Origin of the sequence: Bacillus sp. N447-1, assembly GCF_022701035.1 — a bacterium.
In the GTDB taxonomy this organism is placed as follows: Bacteria; Bacillota; Bacilli; order Bacillales; family Bacillaceae_G; genus Bacillus_A; species Bacillus_A cereus.
In genome coordinates this window covers 2,842,070-2,860,941 of record NZ_CP065509.1, presented here as the reverse complement: position 1 = coordinate 2,860,941, position 18,872 = coordinate 2,842,070, and the positions used below count along the sequence as shown (strand labels likewise).

The window sequence follows — 18,872 nt, the reverse complement described above, 5'->3', positions numbered from 1 at the left end:
TCCCGCTTTATTTCAAAGAGAAAAAAGTCGAATTTTATATGTAAGAAAAAAAGAGGAATTTGACAGAAAAGATAGAAAATTTTAAAGGTCAGAATTTGTTAGCTTGCTAACTAATTTCTATTAATTAACGTTGGAAGCGTTTTCGGTTGGTTTTAAGTATGGACCATTTAATCTATTTACAGGGGGATGAAGATATTATGAAACAAAAATCTATGGATACGCTAGCTGCACAAATGGAGGACTTTTTTCCAGTACGTGATGTAGATCATTTGGAATTTTACGTAGGGAATGCAAAGCAATCGAGTTATTATCTTGCGAGAGCGTTCGGATTCAAAATTGTGGCTTACTCTGGATTAGAAACTGGAAACCGTGAAAAGGTATCTTATGTTCTTGTGCAAAAAAATATGCGTTTCGTTGTGTCTGGAGCTTTAAGTAGTGAAAATCGTATTGCAGAGTTTGTAAAGACTCATGGTGATGGCGTGAAGGATGTGGCACTACTTGTTGATGATGTTGATAAAGCATACTCAGAAGCAGTGAAACGTGGTGCCGTCGCAATTGCTCCACCGCAGGAATTAACAGATGAGGACGGTACATTGAAAAAAGCAGTTATTGGTACGTATGGTGATACAATTCATACGCTTGTAGAGCGTAAAAATTATAAAGGGGCATTTATGCCAGGATTCCAAAAGGTAGAATTTAATATTCCATTTGAAGAGTCTGGTTTAATTGCTGTTGATCATGTAGTTGGTAATGTTGAAAAAATGGAAGAGTGGGTTAGTTATTACGAGAATGTTATGGGCTTTAAACAAATGATTCATTTTGATGATGACGATATTAGTACAGAGTATTCGGCGTTAATGTCGAAAGTTATGACGAATGGAAGTCGTATTAAGTTTCCTATTAACGAACCAGCAGATGGAAAGAGAAAGTCACAAATTCAAGAGTATCTAGAATTCTATAATGGAGCTGGTGTACAACATCTTGCTTTATTAACAAGTGATATTGTTAAAACAGTTGAAGCGCTTCGTGCAAATGGGGTGGAGTTTTTAGATACACCTGATACTTATTATGATGAGTTAACTGCACGAGTTGGAAAAATCGATGAAGAAATTGATAAGTTAAAAGAATTAAAGATTTTAGTAGATCGTGATGATGAGGGTTACTTACTACAAATCTTTACGAAACCAATTGTAGATCGCCCGACTTTATTTATTGAAATCATTCAACGTAAAGGTTCTCGTGGATTTGGTGAAGGAAACTTTAAAGCGTTATTCGAATCAATTGAAAGAGAACAAGAGCGTCGCGGAAACTTATAAGATTTGTATCCACCAGCAAAAGTCCCTTTGCTGGTGGAAATTTCATTTTTATAAGGAGGAATCAGGATGAAATTTGTTACATTTCGTCTTCCTTCAAAAGAACTACGGGCTGGATGGCTTGAAGGTGACAAAGTAATAGATATGAATCTTGCTAGTGAAGGGAAAATCCCTTCTTCTATGATTGCTTTTTTAGAGAAAGCGGATGAGTATGTAGAAGTAGTGCGGAATATTAAGAATCCAAATAAGGGTATATATGCTTTAGAAGAAGTACAATTGACAGCTGCTCTTCCTAATCCGAGTAGTATTCGAGATTTTTACGCATTTGAACAACATGTAAAAACAGCTCGCGGACGAAGAGGATTAGATGTTGTGCCTGAATGGTATGATATTCCGGTTTTTTATTTTACTAATCATCGTGCTGTAATTGGTTCCAGTGATTTTGTAATTGGTCCGAAAAAGTCTAAAAAGCTTGATTATGAGTTGGAGATTGCTTGCGTAATAGGAAGAGAAGGGCGAAATATTTCTCGTGAGCAAGCAGAGGAATATATTTTTGGTTATTGTATTATGAACGACTGGAGTGCGAGAGACTTACAAGCAACAGAAATGAAAGTAGGTCTCGGTCCAGCGAAAGGAAAAGACTTTGCAACTTCTTTAGGAGCACATCTTGTTACGAAAGAGGAATTAGACGTTTATCGTAATGGTGATCGATATAATTTAGAAATGACTGCTCATGTAAATGGAAAACTATTATCAAAAGGAAACTTCCAAGATATTTACTATACATTTGCTGAAATGATTGAACGTGCTTCAGAGGACGTTACGTTATATCCAGGAGATGTGATTGGTTCTGGGACAGTAGGAACAGGATGTATTTTAGAACTGGGTACAGAAGAGTGGCTACAAGATGGAGATGTTGTAGAACTGTCGATTACTGGTTTAGGTACACTACGTAATACAATCAAAAAAGAAAAGGAAGCGGGTGATGGGCATGTTTTATCGTCACATGGGAGAACTACCTCATAAACGACATGTACAATTTCGTAAAAAAGATGGATCGCTTTATCGTGAACAGGTAATGGGAACAAAAGGTTTTTCTGGTACGCAGTCTATTTTGTATCATCATTATATGCCGACAGAAGTAGGTCATTCTGCATTATCGCATTCTTGTCAGTTGCAGTATGAAGAGGATGTTGCTCTTTCTCATCGCCACTTTCGAACGAAAGAAAGTAAAAAAAGTGGTGATGCAATAAGTGGACGGAATTTCATACTTGGAAATGAAGATTTATTAATTGGAGTAGTGAGTCCAACAGAAAAAATGGATTATTTCTATCGTAATGGTGATGGCGACGAAATGTTATTTGTTCATTATGGAACAGGGAAAATTGAAACGATGTTTGGAACGATTCACTATAGAAAAGGCGACTATGTAACGATTCCAATTGGAACGATTTATCGTGTTATTCCAGATGAAGGAGAGACTAAGTTTCTTGTTGTAGAGGCGAATAGCCAAATTACAACGCCGCGTCGTTATCGAAATGAATACGGACAATTGTTAGAGCATAGTCCGTTTTGTGAAAGAGATCTTCGTGGTCCAGAAAAATTAGAGACATATGATGAAAAAGGCGAGTTTGTCGTAATGACAAAATCAAGAGGCTATATGCATAAACATGTTTTAGGACACCACCCGTTAGATGTTGTGGGATGGGATGGCTATTTATATCCGTGGGTATTTAATGTAGAGGATTTTGAACCAATTACAGGGCGCATTCATCAGCCACCGCCAGTACATCAAACATTTGAAGGACATAATTTTGTTATTTGCTCTTTCGTACCACGTTTATACGATTATCATCCAGAGTCAATTCCGGCACCATATTATCATAGTAATGTTAATAGTGATGAAGTTCTTTACTATGTAGAAGGAAACTTTATGAGTCGCAAAGGTGTGGAAGAAGGTTCTATTACACTTCATCCGAGCGGGATTCCCCATGGACCGCATCCGGGGAAAACAGAGGCAAGTATAGGGAAGAAAGAGACGCTTGAATTAGCTGTTATGATAGACACATTCCGTCCGCTTCGTATTGTAAAACAAGCACATGAAACAGAAGATGAAAAGTATATGTATAGCTGGATTGAACAAGGTTCATATACTGTGAAATAAGTAAAAAGGCATGCTCTCAATAAGGGGGCATGCCTTTTTCACGGAATCGACATGTATAATAATACCAAAAAAATAATGGAAAGATATATAGAAAGAATAATAAGGATTGTGCATATTCAGAAGAATTTCTACTTGTTTCGACAAAAGTATTGACTAGGAAAAGCGTAATGAGTAAAATAAAAAAGCGAATTAAAAATTTTCAGAAAATTTAAAACTTGGAGGAGTGAAAGATGAAGCAAATTTTTCAAAAGAAGCCAATTGCAAAGTTAATGCAAGAAAGTAAGCAAAAAACGTTAGCAAGAACATTGGGCGCGCTAGATTTAACTATGCTTGGAATCGGAGCAATTGTTGGAACTGGTATTTTTGTTCTAACGGGTGTTGTGGCAGCGAAACATTCTGGGCCAGCTATTATATTATCATTTGCGATTGCCGCTCTAGCTTGTGCCTTTGCTGCATTTTGTTATGCTGAATTTGCTTCTTCAGTTCCTGTCTCGGGCAGTGTGTATACGTATACATACGCGACGATGGGGGAAGTATTCGCATTTTTAATTGGCTGGGACTTAATGCTGGAATATTTACTTGCTACATCTGCTGTAGCGAACGGTTGGTCTGCATATTTTCAATCTTTATTAAAGGGGTTTGGAATTCATATTCCGACTATTCTCTCCTCGGCTCCTGGTACAGGTAAGGGTGGAATAATTGATCTACCTGCAGTTCTAATTATTTTAGTGATGACAGTTCTTTTATCTAGGGGTGTTCGTGAAAGTGCACGAGTAAATAACATTATGGTATTTATTAAAATAGCAGTTGTTCTTATTTTTATCTTTGCTGGTTTTAATTATGTGAAACCTGAAAACTGGACGCCTTTTATGCCATTTGGTTTAGATGGTGTAATGGCTGGAGCGGCTACAGTATTCTTCGCATTTATAGGATTTGATGCAGTTTCAACAGCGGCAGAAGAAGTGAAACGTCCGCAACGTGATTTACCAATTGGTATTATTGCATCGTTATTAATTTGTACAGTTCTTTATATCGTTGTTTCGCTTATTTTGACAGGAATTGTTCCATACGGACAGCTAAATATATCAGATCCAGTTGCTTTTGCACTTCAATTTATTGGACAAGATGGTTTAGCGGGGGTAATTTCAGTAGGAGCAATTACAGGGATTACAACAGTAATGCTAGTTATGATGTATGGGCAAGTTCGTGTTTCTTATGCGATGAGCCGAGATGGTTTACTGCCGAAACGTCTTGCTAAAGTTCATCCGAAATTTAAAACGCCATTTTTAAATACATGGACAACGGGAATTATTGCGGCACTGATTTCAGGATTAATAGATTTAAATGTTTTAGCACATCTTGTAAATATGGGGACATTGTCAGCATTTGCACTCGTAGCTGTTGCGGTAATCGTAATGAGAAGAACACATCCAGACTTACCAAGGGCATTTAAGGCTCCGCTTGTACCATTTTTACCAGCATTAACAGTGATCTTCTGTTTATACTTAATGCTTCAATTATCGGGGACAGCATGGATTAGTTTTGGGATATGGATGGTTATTGGTATAGCGGTTTACTTCTTATATAGCCGAAAACATAGTGCTTTAAATAATAGTAAAAAAGAAGAAGATGTTGCAAATTTATAAGTAAAAAAATCCATTCTAATTCTGTTAGAATGGATTTTTTTATTTGAAAATTTACATTTTTCTGAACTTATTATAAGATAATTGTTGGCTAACTAAAGGGGTGAAATGATGAAAAATACGTGGCGTGAGTTAAGGGAGATGGACCGTAACGTATGGATTCGATTTATTGGAGAGACGTTAAATGGAATTGCAATGATGATGTTAATGCCTTTTTTTGCATTATATTTAAAAGATAAGGTAGATTCGTTGTTGGAAGTTGGGGTTATTATGGCGCTTTCTCCAATTGCTGCAAGTTTTGGATCACTTATAGGAGGGAGAATTGCTGACATATATGGAAGAAAGCCTATTATGATATTTTCTATGGCAAGTAATGCATTATTAATGCTCGGTTTTCTATTTATAGAAGGATTTATTCCATATGCAATTTTATCTATTTTTTTAGGGTTGAGTAATTCTTTATTTCATCCAGCTGCATCAGCTATGGTCGCGGATGTAACGGCACCAGAAAAAAGAACAGAGGCATATGGTTTATTACGAATGGGACACAATATAGGTGCTGCGATTGGTCCGATAATGGGAGCATCAGTAGTTGTGTTGTCAAAGAACCTTGTGTTTATTATTGCCTCTTCTACAATGCTATTTTATGCGTTACTTGTATTACTTCTTATTCAAGAGACGATGCCAAAGAGGACAGATAAGGAAGAACATAAAGAAAAGGAATCTGGGGCAGTTTGGAAAATTGTAATGCGAGATAAGGCATTAATGATTTACTTATTAGCAGGTATTATCATTTCGATGGGGTTTTCTCAAACGGAAGGCATGTTGCCACTACATTTTGATAATGAAATGAAGCGTATTTTTGGAACGAACAATCCATATCCATATTTAATGGCGTTAAACGGACTATTAGTTGTTTTATTCCAGTTTCAAATTTCAAAATGGGCTACGGATAAACCGGTCGGGAAGACGATGTTATATGGTGCATGTTTATTCGGGATTGGATTATTTTTTATAGGGTGGTTACCGAAGTGGTTTGGAGAATTTAATACAAATGCTACAATTATTTTAATAACACTACTGTTCGTTTATGCTTTATATACGTTAGGTGAAATGATTATGTCGCCTGTACAGATGACATTTGTAGCAAATTTGGCCCCTGAGCATTTGAGAGGGACTTATATGGGAGCTGCAAGTTTGCAGTGGATTACAGGAAGCGCATTTGGTCCACTTTTGGGCGGTTTTTTATTAGATCGATTACTTGGTCACTTTCTATTTACAATTTTAGCTGTAGGATGTGTAGTTGCAGGTATTGTATATGTTTCTTTAGATCGCCTTGTTGAGCAAAGGCAAAAAGACACACTAACCAAACAATCTTCTTAGTGAATAGGTGACATACACAAAAAAGGGGATTTCTACATATTTTAGGTACATAACTAGATTAGATTGCCATTTTATTTTGTGTAGTTATATAGAAAATGAAATGAAAAACCAATAAGTGATGTTATTTAATTATTTATGGAAGTTACATTTTATTTCAAATAGGAACTACCTATTTTTATAAAAAGTGCTAAAATAGAAAAATGAAAACAATTGGTTAGGGTGATTTCATTGACGAAAATTAAATTAGGTTTATTATATGGTGGAAAATCAGCTGAGCATCAAGTTTCGCTACAGACGGCTCTTGCTGCTATTAAAGCGTTAAATCAAGATAAATTCGAGATTCATCCAATTTATATTACAGAACAAGGTCAATGGGTACGCGGTGAGCGTATTGAAGGCGAAGTAACAGATGTTGAAGCTTTAAAAATGAGCGGTGCAGAAAATGCGATTTCTCCGTTATCATTAAGTACAGAAATTATCCCATCTGCAGCTTCTGAGGAGAACGCTATTGACGTTATTTTCCCATTACTACATGGACCAAACGGTGAAGATGGAACGGTTCAAGGACTATTAGAATTAATGAATATCCCTTATGTAGGAAATGGTGTTCTAGCATCATCTGCTGGTATGGATAAAGTTGTTATGAAAAACATCTTTGCAGAGGCTGGTTTAAAACAAGCAAAATATGCATCCTTCATTCGTAGTGCATGGGAAAAAAATCGTGAGGAAGCTTATTCTAAAGTAGAAGATAAGTTAGGATATCCTTGCTTCGTAAAACCAGCGAACCTTGGTTCAAGTGTTGGTATTAATAAGTGTAAAAATCGTGAAGAACTTGAGGATGCATTTGTAGAGGCATTCCAATTTGATCGCAAAATTATTGTAGAAGAAAATATTGTAGGTCGTGAAGTAGAAGTTGGGGTACTAGGTAATGATGAGCCGAAATGTTCAGTTGTAGGTGAAATCGTTCCGAAAAAGGACTTCTATGATTATAAGTCGAAATATATCGATGGTGATACGGCGCTAATTATTCCAGCTGAAATGACAGAAGAAGAATCTAATGTAATTAAGCGTGATGCGATTATTGCATTCCAATCATTAGACGGTGCAGGTTTAACGCGAGCTGATTTCTTCTTAACGAAAGATGGAGAAGTGTATATTAACGAAGTAAACACAATGCCAGGATTTACACCGTTCAGTATGTTCCCTCTATTATGGCAACATACTGGGTTACCGTATCCAGAATTAATCGAAGAGCTAATTCGTTTAGCGATTGAACGTCACGAAGAAAAACAAAAAATTAAATATACAATCTAACAAAAAAGGAGGAAGCACTATTCATAGGAATAGTGCTTCCTCTATGTAAGGAGCGTTTATATATGATAAAGCGAATGTTAAAGCAAGTGGAACAGATGGTAAATGGTACTGAATTAGCAGAGCAATATGAGGGAATTACTATTCAAGGCGTGTCTATTGATACGAGAAAAATTGAAAAAGGAAACTTGTATGTTCCGATTCAAGGGGAGCGCTTCGATGGACATGCTTTTGTAGATAAAGCTGTTGAAAATGGAGCTGTGGCTACATTATGGATGAAAGATGTAGCGAATCCACCTGAGAATCTTCCGGTTATTTTTGTAGAAGACACGCTATCGGCATTGCAAATGTTAGCGAAAAACTATCGCGATCAATTGGATGTTAAAGTTGTAGGTGTAACGGGTAGTAACGGTAAAACATCTACGAAAGATATTGTAACAAGTCTTCTTGCGACTAAATTCAAAGTGCAAAAAACAGAAGGGAACTTCAATAACCATATCGGATTACCTCTTACCATTTTAAACTTAGAAGAAAATACAGAAGTAGCAGTATTAGAGATGGGTATGTCAAGCCGAGGCGAAATTGAATTCTTATCTAAGTTAGCTCGTCCTAATGCAGCTATCATTACAAATATTGGTGAGGCACATTTAATGGATTTAGGATCTCGTGAGGCAATTGCTGAAGCGAAATTAGAAATTGTTACAGGATTACAAGAAGGTGGCGTGTTCGTATATAACGGAGATGAGCCTTTATTAACGAATCGTGTTCCTGGAATGAATTTAGCAGCAGAAACGGTTACGTTTGGTGATGCAAGAGCAAACGATTATTATCCAACGACTGTAACATTACAAGCAACTGGGACACATTTCAAAATGAATAGAGATGAAAATATTTCATTCTACTTACCGGTGTTAGGAAAACATAATGTGTATAATACACTTGCTTCAATGGCAATTGCGAAACATTTTGGTGTAACGTGGGAAGAGATGAAAGAAGGTTTAGTAACACTTCAAATGACGGGCATGCGTATGGAAATTGTGAAAACAAATAGTGGTTTAACAATTATCAACGATGCTTATAATGCAAGCCCGACGGCTATGGAAGCAGCATTCCATTTAATGAATGGTTTAGATGGTTTTGCTAAAAAAATCGTTGTGCTCGGTGATATGTTAGAACTTGGAGATCAAGAAGTACAGTTCCATTATGAGGTAGGAAAATTAATCGATCCAGCAAAAATCTCACATGTATTCACATACGGTAGATTAGGGGCTCAAATTGCTGAAGGAGCAAAAATTAATTTCCCTAATGAACGTGTAAAGGCGTATGATAATAAAGAAGAGTTAGTAAAAGATTTACAAGCAGTAGTCGATGTGAAAGATGTTGTATTAATAAAAGCATCTCGCGGTATGAAATTAGAAGAAGTAATTACGATGTTGAAATAATTGGTGTATATAAATAGGGATGATAGTTACGAAAATAGAAGAAACTTATAATAAGCGCTTACAGTAAATATAAAAAAATAAAAGTGAAGAAAAAAACTCTGAATATGAAAATAAGGTAACAGTTGGGTTTGCTTTTTACACATACAAAACTTATAATTGATAAAGTGTAATAACGTTTAGAAGTATTTTCGTGAAGAATATACGCCCGTTTATATACGTGAGCATTCAGGAAAAGGGCTTTTCCGCAAATTCGGAAAACGCCTTTTTTTAAATGATAAGTATAGGATAGAAAAGGAGAAGTAACATTGACAACATTTCGAGAATTAGGATTAAGTGATTCTTTACTGCAATCTGTTGAAAGTATGGGCTTTGAAGAGGCTACACCAATTCAAGCTGAAACAATTCCACATGCATTGCAAGGTAAAGATATTATTGGGCAAGCGCAAACAGGTACAGGGAAAACAGCAGCATTCGGATTACCACTATTAGATAAAGTGGATACACATAAAGAATCGGTTCAAGGTATTGTTATCGCGCCAACGCGTGAATTAGCAATTCAAGTTGGAGAAGAATTATACAAAATTGGTAAGCATAAACGCGTTCGTATTTTACCGATTTATGGTGGTCAAGATATTAACCGCCAAATTCGTGCTCTAAAAAAACACCCACACATTATTGTTGGTACGCCGGGTCGTATTTTAGATCATATTAACCGTAAAACACTTCGTCTGCAAAACGTAGAGACAGTTGTTCTTGACGAAGCAGATGAAATGTTAAACATGGGCTTCATTGAAGACATTGAAGCAATTTTAACAGATGTGCCAGAAACACATCAAACATTACTATTCTCAGCGACAATGCCGGATCCAATCCGCCGTATTGCTGAGCGTTTCATGACTGAGCCTCAACACATTAAAGTAAAAGCAAAAGAAGTAACAATGCCAAACATTCAGCAGTTCTATTTAGAAGTGCAAGAAAAGAAAAAGTTTGACGTGTTAACACGCTTATTAGATATTCAATCTCCAGAGCTTGCAATCGTATTTGGTCGTACAAAGCGTCGTGTTGATGAATTATCAGAAGCATTAAACTTACGTGGTTATGCTGCAGAAGGTATTCACGGTGATTTAACTCAGGCGAAACGTATGTCTGTATTACGTAAATTTAAAGAAGGTTCTATTGAAGTTCTTGTTGCAACAGACGTTGCTGCGCGTGGTCTTGATATTTCAGGCGTAACGCACGTATATAACTTCGATATTCCACAAGATCCAGAATCATACGTTCACCGTATCGGTCGTACTGGTCGTGCAGGTAAAAAAGGTATTGCAATGCTATTTGTAACACCACGTGAATCAGGACAATTAAAAAATATCGAGCGTACAACAAAACGTAAAATGGACCGTATGGATGCACCGACACTTGACGAGGCATTAGAAGGTCAACAACGTTTAATCGCTGAAAAGCTTCAAAGCACAATTGAAAATGAAAACTTAGCATACTACAAGCGTATTGCAGAAGAAATGTTAGAAGAAAATGACTCTGTAACAGTAGTAGCTGCTGCTTTAAAAATGATGACTAAAGAGCCGGATACAACTCCGATCGCTTTAACATCAGAACCACCTGTTGTTTCAAGAGGCGGCGGTTCTAAAAAACGCGGCGGTAACGGAGGCGGATACCGTGATGGTAACCGTAATCGTAGTCGTGATGGACGCGGCGGTGGCGATGGACGTAATCGTGACCGTAACCGTGATGGACGTAATCGTGACGGAAACCGTGATCGCAATCGTGATGGTAACCGCGATCGTAATCGTGATGGTGGTAGTCGTGGTCGTAGAGGTGAAGGCCAAGGTCGCCCTGGTTCTTCAAATGGACGCGGCGAAAGAAAACATCATAGCCGTCCACAAGCTTAATAAAAAAAAGAGAATGCCCTTTGTGGGCATTCTCTTTTTTTTATTTCTATAATTGTGCATACTACATAATAGTTATGATAGAAAAGGGGCTGTTATATGCTTGTAAGGCTTGGTTACGTTGCGATGAGTGTGCATTTGAAGAATGCATCTCCATCTCAAACGATGACGTATGCACAGTTTCAGAAATTAGATGATCGTGATGCTGCAATTCGTAAGCTTGAAAGAATTGCTAATTCCAATTTAGAAAATTGTTTACGTTTATTAAAGCATAATAAAGGGCATGACATATCTTTCTTTCGGCTCAGTTCAAAGCTCATTCCTTTAGCGAATCATGAGGAATTGCTAGAGTGGAACTATATTCGTCCGTTAAAAGAAAATTTAAAAAAACTAGGTGAATATGCAGTTCATATGAATATGAGAATTGATTTCCATCCAGATCATTTTGTTGTACTAAATTCACCTGAAGAGAGTGTTTTTAAACAATCTGTAAAAACATTGCAGATGCACAAAAAATTATTAAAAGGCATGGGGATTGAACATAAGCAACGATGTGTACTGCATGTTGGAGGAGGATATAAAGATAAAGAACTTGCATTAGAGCGCTTTATAGAGAATTGGTCGAATGTCCCAAGGGGTATTCAAGAAATGATTATATTAGAAAATGATGATACAACCTTTACGTTAGAGGAAACATTATATTTAGGAGAAAAATTAGATATTCCCGTCGTATTTGACTTGCATCACCATATGATGAATAATGAGCAAGAAGATTGGTTTGAAGATTGGGCACGTGTTGTTCATACGTGGGAAACGTCTTTGTTGCCGATTAAAATGCATATCTCTAGCCCTAGAGAGGGAAAAGATCCAAGAGCTCATGCAGATTATATTAATGTAGACGCATTTTTATCTTTTTTAAGAAGGATAAAGGGAAGTGTTCCGCAAATTGATTGTATGATTGAGGCGAAGATGAAGGATGAGTCTTTATTTCAATTAATGAGAGATTTAAGTGAACAAGTAGATGTAGAAATTATCGATGGTGCAAGCTTTTATATTAAATAAGCTTTGCACCATCGTTTTTTTTTGTTAAAAAAGGGGTTAAAATGCCACCGGTTATTAAACCTGTTAAATGACTGATCGGATTGGCAGAAGGGTTAAAGAAAGTAAATAGTAGTAATAGAAGTATCATAATTGAGAAAATGGCAATTTCTTTTGGTTTTGAAGAGCGGTATCGATTGTACAATAAAAATAACTGTGCACCTAATAGTCCGAAAATACCACCTGATGCACCTGCGTGAATATATTCAAGCGGCATAATAATATAAGAAGAAATATTTCCAGAAATTCCAGAGAGAAAAAATAGAATAAAAAAAGAAAAGTGTCCGAGTTGCTTTTCGATAGAAGAACCAAGAGCAAACAAAAAAATACTATTAGAAAGAAAATGTTGTAAGTCTACGTGTACGAGAAGAGAAGTTATGACACGCCACCATTCTCCTTTCGCGATATATTCATTAGAGGCTGCCAGTGGTAAGAGAAAAAAGTCGCCTAATATCATCATGACTAAATGAATAAGCAGTAAGGTAAGAATAGTCGGTTGTAAAGAAATATGAGTGGATCTTATTAGCATACGGTTACTATCACCCCTTTTGCATCAGAAAGATTCTCTGTTATTCTTATCAATATGAAAGAAGAAAGTTAAATAGAAGAAGGGGATTTTGAAATGATTATAGGGATTGGTATCGATATTATTGAATTAAATCGTATTGAAAAAATGCTAGATGGAAAGCTTAAATTTATGGAACGTATTTTAACGGAAAATGAACGTAATGTTGCTATGGAGCTGAAAGGAAGTCGCCTTACAGAGTTTGTAGCTGGAAGGTTTGCAGCGAAAGAGGCGTATTCAAAAGCTGTAGGTACTGGTATCGGAAAAGAAGTGAGTTTTTTAGATATTGAAGTGAAAAATGATGAAAGAGGTAAGCCAATTCTGATTACAAGTACAGAGTATATTGTTCATTTATCAATTAGTCATAGTAAGGAATTTGCTGTTGCTCAAGTTGTTTTAGAAAGCTTGTCACGCTAGTCTGCATATTTTATATCTTTGTCTCATATATTTGAGGTAGCGATAAGGAAGGTACATCTTCCATTCATTTATAGGGGCAAAGGGGCTGAATTGATGAAAAGGCGTCTGTTTTTAGTTCTTGTCGGTTTGTTGACCGTTTTTGTGTTGGCGGGTTGTATGGAAAAGAAGCAAGATGATGTCGTGAGAGATTTAGAATCAAAAGTAAAAGGGATGAAAAGTTATCAAGCTGAGGCAAAATTATCTATTAAAACAGGCAATGAGCCTCAAGAGTATAACGTAGAGATTTGGCATAAGGAACCGTCTTTTTATCGTGTGAATTTAAAAAATGCAAAAAAAGATCAGAGCCAAATTATTTTGAGAAATGAAGAAGGTGTATTTGTATTAACGCCAGCACTTAATAAGAGCTTCCGTTTTCAAAGTGATTGGCCGCAAAATAGTAGCCAGGCTTATTTATATGAATCACTTGTAAGAGATATTTTGCAGGACAAGAAAAACCTTACTTTTGAGAAAACAGATAAGTATTATATTTTTAAAACAAAAACAAACTATCAACATCAAAATATGTTGCCGAGACAAGAGATTACATTGAATAAGAGCGACTTGACTCCAGTTTCAGTGAAGTTAATGGATAATGATCAAAATGTTCTTGTGAAAGTAGATTTCTCTAAAGTGAAATTCGATGCGAAATTTGATAAAGGTGCATTTGATACGAAACAAAATATGTCTAGAGCGCAGGTAGATGTTCAAACAACAGCGAAAGAAGACAAACCGTTTGCTATTTTGTATCCACTTGATACACCACAAGGTATGACTCTGCAAGATGAAAAAGAGTTGAAGACAGACAGTGGCAAGCGTGCGATACTCACATACACTGGAAATAAGAAATCCTTTACTTTAATACAAGAAAAGGCAAAAGTTGCAGAGGCATCATCAGCGGTAAGTGTAAGTGGAGAACCAGTTGATCTTGGGTTTACGATTGGTGCATTAACGAAAGACTCTGTAACGTGGTCGCATAACGGAGTAGAATATATGCTCGTGTCTAAAGGTTTAGAGCCGAAGGAGCTGTTAATGGTTGCTCGTTCAGTTACAGCGAAGCAGGTGAAGTAAACTTCTTAGACGTGGTGATATATGTGCACCACGTCTTTTCTTAGTTTGAAGGTGGATTTCATAAAAGAAGCATATAAAAGAATAAGCTTCGCATATCGTGTATAAGGAAGTGTATTTATGGAAGAAGCACCATTTTACCGTGACACTTGGGTGGAAGTGGATTTAGATGCCATTTATAACAACGTTACACATATTAAAGAGTTCATCCCAAGTAATGTAGAGATTTTTGCTGTAGTTAAAGCAAACGCATATGGGCACGATTATGTACCGGTGGCTAAAACGGCATTAGAAGCAGGTGCAACAAGGTTAGCTGTTGCTTTTTTAGATGAAGCTTTAGTGCTTCGGAGGGCTGGTATTACTGAGCCGATTTTAGTGTTAGGTCCCTCGCCGCCGCGTGATGTAAATGTAGCTGCTGAAAATGATGTAGCGCTAACGGTTTTTCAAAAAGAATGGGTGGACGAAGCAATTAAACTTTGGGATGGTTCATCTGTAATGAAATTCCATATTAACTTTGATAGTGGTATGGGGAGAATTGGAATACGTGAAAGAAAAGAGCTAAAAGAATTTTTAAAGAGTTTAGAGGGTGCACCGTTTTTAGAGTTAGAAGGAGTATACACGCATTTTGCAACGGCAGATGAAGTTGAGACTTCGTATTTTGATAAGCAATATAACACGTTCTTAGAGCAGTTAAGTTGGTTGAAAGAATTCGGAGTGGATCCTAAGTTTGTTCATACAGCTAATAGTGCTGCGACGTTACGTTTTCAAGGGATTACATTTAATGCAGTGCGAATTGGGATTGCAATGTATGGATTATCTCCTTCTGTAGAAATACGTCCTTTTTTACCATTTGAATTAGAACCGGCGCTATCACTTCATACGAAAGTCGCTCATATTAAACAGGTAATTAAAGGTGATGGAATTAGTTATAACGTCACCTACCGAACGAAAACTGAAGAATGGATTGCGACTGTAGCGATTGGCTATGCAGATGGGTGGCTTAGGAGGTTACAAGGATTTGAAGTGCTTATAAATGGTAAAAGGGTACCGATTGTAGGGCGAGTAACAATGGATCAGTTCATGATTCATCTTCCTTGTGAAGTGCCACTTGGTACGAAAGTTACGCTTATTGGAAGGCAAGGAGATGAGTATATTAGCGCTACAGAGGTTGCGGAATACTCAGGGACTATTAATTATGAAATTATTGCAACGATCAGTTTCCGTGTGCCGAGAATATTTATACGGAATGGTAAGGTTGTAGAGATAATTAATTACTTGAACAATATATAGAAGGTAGTATGATTGCTTCTTGTCATTGGAGTGACTGTTCATTGCTGGATAATAAGCTCTTTTTGATGAGAAGCTTTTTACTTATAATCATTTTTTATATAAGTTGCACGTAAGTTTTGAAGAGGAGTTCTATTGTTTTTAGTTAGTTATGAGATAAAAAATTTAAGAAGATGAATGTTTTGTTTGTGAATTGGAAAACATAAGCAAGGAATAAGGAAGTCTTTGCAACAGGCTCCATACAATGGTATTATTACAATAGGTGTCATATATATATTTGGGTGTGTAGTTGACGGTGGAGGTGTATTTTTGTGTCCGAATCAAGTGTAACTACTGAAATCGTGGTTCGGTTGCCAAAGCAAATGGTAACGGAATTGGACGGAATTGGAAAACAAGAGAATAAGAATCGCCATGAACTAATTTGCCAGGCAACACAATTGTTATTGCGTCAACATAAGACGAAGAAACGCTACCAACATGAATCAATGCGACGTGGGTACATTGAAATGGGAAAAATTAATCTTGGTATTGCATCTGAAGCTTTCTTAGCAGAGTATGAAGCAGCTCATACAGTAGAACGCTTAGTTAGCGGGGGGTAATATTTTGATTGTAAAACGCGGCGACGTGTATTTTGCAGACCTTTCCCCAGTTGTTGGTTCTGAGCAAGGAGGCGTTCGTCCGGTTCTTGTCATTCAAAATGACATCGGAAATCGTTTTAGTCCAACGGTGATTGTAGCGGCTATTACTGCACAGATTCAAAAAGCGAAATTACCCACTCATGTGGAAATTGATGCGAAAAAGTACGGTTTTGAGAGAGATTCTGTTATTTTACTTGAGCAGATTCGAACAATCGATAAGCAGCGCTTAACGGACAAAATCACTCACTTAGATGAAGTGATGATGATTCGTGTAGATGAAGCGCTACAAATTAGTTTAGGACTAATAGATTTTTAAATCGGCAGTTTAAGTTGCTCTCTTTGAAGGGCAACTTTTTTTATTATAGAGGAGGTTACGGTTGTATATGGAAATGGTAGATAATCGACAAGCGTTAATGAAAATGTTAGTGAAAGAATTAGGCTTTACCGAAAAGCAAGTTCGTCATGTTATTCAATTAACAGAAGAAGGTAACACAGTTCCATTTATTGCTCGTTACCGAAAAGAATGGACAGGCTCTTTAGATGAGGTGCAAATTCGTACGATTTTAGAGAGATGGCAATATATGATGCAACTTGAAGATAGGAAGGAAGAAGTTCTTCGTCTTATTGATGAGAAGGGGAAACTGACAGAAGAGCTACGACAGCAAATTGTTAAAGCTACAAAGTTGCAAGAAGTAGAAGATCTATATCGTCCATATAAAGAGAAAAGAAGAACGAAAGCGACAGTTGCTAAAGAAAAAGGATTAGAACCATTAGCTGAATGGTTATTGTTATATAAGAAAGAAGATCCGGCTAAAAAGGCAGTGGAATTTATTAATGTAGAGAAAGAAGTGCAATCTGCAGAAGAAGCTTTACAAGGTGCACAAGACATTATTGCAGAAATGGTTTCAGATGAAGCTGCGTATCGTAGTTGGATTCGAAATGTTACTTTTAGAAAAGGTGTTATGTCTTCTTCCGTGAAAGATGAAGAAAAAGATGAAAAGAATATATATGAAATGTATTACAGTTATGAAGAACCATTGCAAAAAGTAGTACCACATCGTGTATTAGCAATGAATCGTGGCGAGAAAGAAGATATATTGAGAGTTGCTGTTGTTCCACCAGTAGATGAGATAGTAACCTTCTTAAATAAGAAAGTAATTCGTGATAACGATTCGAAAAGTGCACATTATGTACAATTAGCGATTGAAGATGGTTATAAACGATTAATTCAATCTTCAATCGAAAGAGAGATTCGTAAAGAATTAACAGAAACAGCTGAAGAACAAGCAATACATATTTTCTCTGAGAACTTACGTAACTTATTATTACAACCTCCGATGAAAGGGAAAGTCGTGCTAGCGGTAGATCCGGCATATAGAACTGGTTGTAAATTGTCTGTAGTAGATGATACGGGGAAAGTACTACATATCGATGTTATTTATCCGCATCCACCTGTTCGTAAATATGATGATGCAAAAACGAAAGTTCTTTCTATTATAGATAAATATCAAGTTGAAATGATTGCAATTGGTAATGGGACAGCATCTAGAGAAACAGAAGAGTTTATAGTAGATGTATTACAAAGTGTGAATCGAGATGTCTTTTATATTATTGTAAATGAAGCGGGTGCTAGTGTATATTCAGCTTCTGATTTAGCCCGTGAGGAATTCCCAAATTTACAAGTTGAAGAGAGAAGTGCCGTTTCTATTGGGAGACGTCTGCAAGATCCACTTGCTGAACTTGTGAAAATTGATCCTAAATCAGTTGGGGTTGGACAATACCAACATGATGTATCTCAAAAGAGACTGAATGAGTCATTAACATTTGTAGTAGAAACAGCTGTTAACCAAGTTGGGGTTAATGTAAATACGGCTTCGGTTGCATTGTTACAATATGTTTCAGGTTTATCGAAAACTGTTGCGAAAAATATTGTAGCAAAGAGAGAAGAAGATGGGAAATTCACGAAGCGCACGGAATTAAAGAAAATCCCACGTTTAGGTGCAAAGACTTATGAACAATGTATAGGTTTCTTACGTATACTAGAAGGAGCGAATCCATTAGATCGAACAGGTATTCATCCAGAGCAATATAAAAATGTTGAATTGTTATTGAAGAGTCTAGGGTTATCGATAGATGACGTAGGACAACCGCAATTACAAAAGAGATTGGAAGAAGTAGAGATTTCTAAGTTATCTCAAGAAACAGGAGTTGGGGAGCCGACGTTAGTTGATATTATAGATGCGCTTATTAGTCCTGAACGAGATATGAGGGATGAGTTGCCTAAACCACTTTTGAAAAAAGGGATTTTGAAATTAGAAGATTTAAAACGTGGTATGGAACTAGAAGGAACAGTTCGTAACGTTGTTGATTTTGGTGCTTTTGTTGATGTTGGTGTAAAGCAAGATGGTTTAGTACATATTTCTAAACTTAGCAAACAGTTTGTAAAGCATCCGTTAGATGTTGTATCAGTAGGGCAAATTGTAAAAGTATGGGTAGATGATATTGATACAAAAAAAGGACGCGTTGCACTATCTATGTTGCCGATTGAATAGTAAGAGAAGAGAGCAGATGAAACTGCTCTTTTTTTATGAAATAAAAAGTGT

16 protein-coding genes are annotated in these 18,872 nt (G+C 36.6%); 15 read left to right on the top strand and 1 reads right to left on the bottom strand.

The features are described 5' to 3' along the window. Window positions 1–197 precede the first annotated feature (197 nt). From hppD to uvsE, 9 genes are all read left to right on the top strand, one after another. Complete coding sequence (gene hppD, locus IQ781_RS14330) at window positions 198–1,316, top strand: 4-hydroxyphenylpyruvate dioxygenase (protein WP_000810922.1); 1,119 nt, start codon at window positions 198–200, stop codon at window positions 1,314–1,316. A 66-nt stretch (window positions 1,317–1,382) separates the two neighbouring features. After that, window positions 1,383–2,339 carry a fumarylacetoacetate hydrolase family protein gene (locus IQ781_RS14325; RefSeq protein WP_000674004.1) on the top strand — a complete coding sequence of 319 codons (957 nt, stop codon included), beginning with the start codon at window positions 1,383–1,385 and terminating at the stop codon, window positions 2,337–2,339. After that, window positions 2,305–3,477: a homogentisate 1,2-dioxygenase gene (locus IQ781_RS14320; protein WP_013141710.1), complete on the top strand. Its 1,173-nt coding sequence runs from the start codon at window positions 2,305–2,307 to the stop codon at window positions 3,475–3,477. Before IQ781_RS14325 ends, IQ781_RS14320 begins: the two co-directional genes overlap by 35 nt. Before the next feature lie 230 nt (window positions 3,478–3,707). Beyond that, on the top strand, window positions 3,708–5,123 hold the full coding sequence (gene bcaP, locus IQ781_RS14315) for a branched-chain amino acid transporter BcaP (protein ID WP_000809361.1): 1,416 nt from the start codon (window positions 3,708–3,710) through the stop codon (window positions 5,121–5,123). A gap of 108 nt (window positions 5,124–5,231) precedes the next feature. Next, window positions 5,232–6,503 (top strand): MDR family MFS transporter, encoded by a 1,272-nt coding sequence (locus IQ781_RS14310; RefSeq protein WP_000799721.1) that lies wholly within the window; start codon window positions 5,232–5,234, stop codon window positions 6,501–6,503. A gap of 228 nt (window positions 6,504–6,731) precedes the next feature. Continuing rightward, entirely contained in the window at window positions 6,732–7,817 is a 1,086-nt protein-coding gene (locus tag IQ781_RS14305; protein ID WP_000161427.1) for a D-alanine--D-alanine ligase, read from the top strand. A gap of 62 nt (window positions 7,818–7,879) precedes the next feature. Continuing rightward, window positions 7,880–9,256 carry a UDP-N-acetylmuramoyl-tripeptide--D-alanyl-D-alanine ligase gene (gene murF / locus IQ781_RS14300; RefSeq protein ID WP_000595957.1) on the top strand — a complete coding sequence of 459 codons (1,377 nt, stop codon included), beginning with the start codon at window positions 7,880–7,882 and terminating at the stop codon, window positions 9,254–9,256. Between the two features lie 305 nt (window positions 9,257–9,561). After that, on the top strand, window positions 9,562–11,163 hold the full coding sequence (gene cshA / locus IQ781_RS14295) for a degradosome RNA helicase CshA (protein WP_000206592.1): 1,602 nt from the start codon (window positions 9,562–9,564) through the stop codon (window positions 11,161–11,163). Window positions 11,164–11,259: 96 nt separating this feature from the next. Then, window positions 11,260–12,222, top strand: coding sequence for a UV DNA damage repair endonuclease UvsE (uvsE, locus tag IQ781_RS14290; protein WP_000961165.1), 963 nt, complete (start codon window positions 11,260–11,262; stop codon window positions 12,220–12,222). Here uvsE and IQ781_RS14285 read toward each other — a convergent pair. Further along, on the bottom strand, window positions 12,215–12,787 hold the full coding sequence (locus IQ781_RS14285; RefSeq protein WP_000908523.1) for a rhomboid family intramembrane serine protease: 573 nt from the start codon (window positions 12,785–12,787) through the stop codon (window positions 12,215–12,217). The genes uvsE and IQ781_RS14285 overlap by 8 nt on opposite strands. Before the next feature lie 93 nt (window positions 12,788–12,880). Between IQ781_RS14285 and acpS the strand changes: the two genes are divergently transcribed. From acpS to IQ781_RS14255, 6 genes are all read left to right on the top strand, one after another. Next, complete coding sequence (gene acpS / locus IQ781_RS14280; protein ID WP_000583416.1) at window positions 12,881–13,240, top strand: holo-ACP synthase; 360 nt, start codon at window positions 12,881–12,883, stop codon at window positions 13,238–13,240. Between the two features lie 156 nt (window positions 13,241–13,396). Beyond that, complete coding sequence (locus IQ781_RS14275) at window positions 13,397–14,347, top strand: LolA family protein (RefSeq protein WP_002004297.1); 951 nt, start codon at window positions 13,397–13,399, stop codon at window positions 14,345–14,347. A gap of 117 nt (window positions 14,348–14,464) precedes the next feature. Continuing rightward, on the top strand, window positions 14,465–15,634 hold the full coding sequence (alr, locus tag IQ781_RS14270; protein WP_000390615.1) for an alanine racemase: 1,170 nt from the start codon (window positions 14,465–14,467) through the stop codon (window positions 15,632–15,634). 308 nt (window positions 15,635–15,942) lie between these two features. Further along, window positions 15,943–16,230 (top strand): antitoxin EndoAI, encoded by a 288-nt coding sequence (locus tag IQ781_RS14265; protein WP_000004570.1) that lies wholly within the window; start codon window positions 15,943–15,945, stop codon window positions 16,228–16,230. Between the two features lie 4 nt (window positions 16,231–16,234). After that, window positions 16,235–16,585 (top strand): type II toxin-antitoxin system endoribonuclease NdoA, encoded by a 351-nt coding sequence (gene ndoA, locus IQ781_RS14260; protein ID WP_000635963.1) that lies wholly within the window; start codon window positions 16,235–16,237, stop codon window positions 16,583–16,585. 67 nt (window positions 16,586–16,652) lie between these two features. Continuing rightward, on the top strand, window positions 16,653–18,821 hold the full coding sequence (locus IQ781_RS14255) for a Tex family protein (protein ID WP_000426242.1): 2,169 nt from the start codon (window positions 16,653–16,655) through the stop codon (window positions 18,819–18,821). Window positions 18,822–18,872 lie beyond the last annotated feature (51 nt).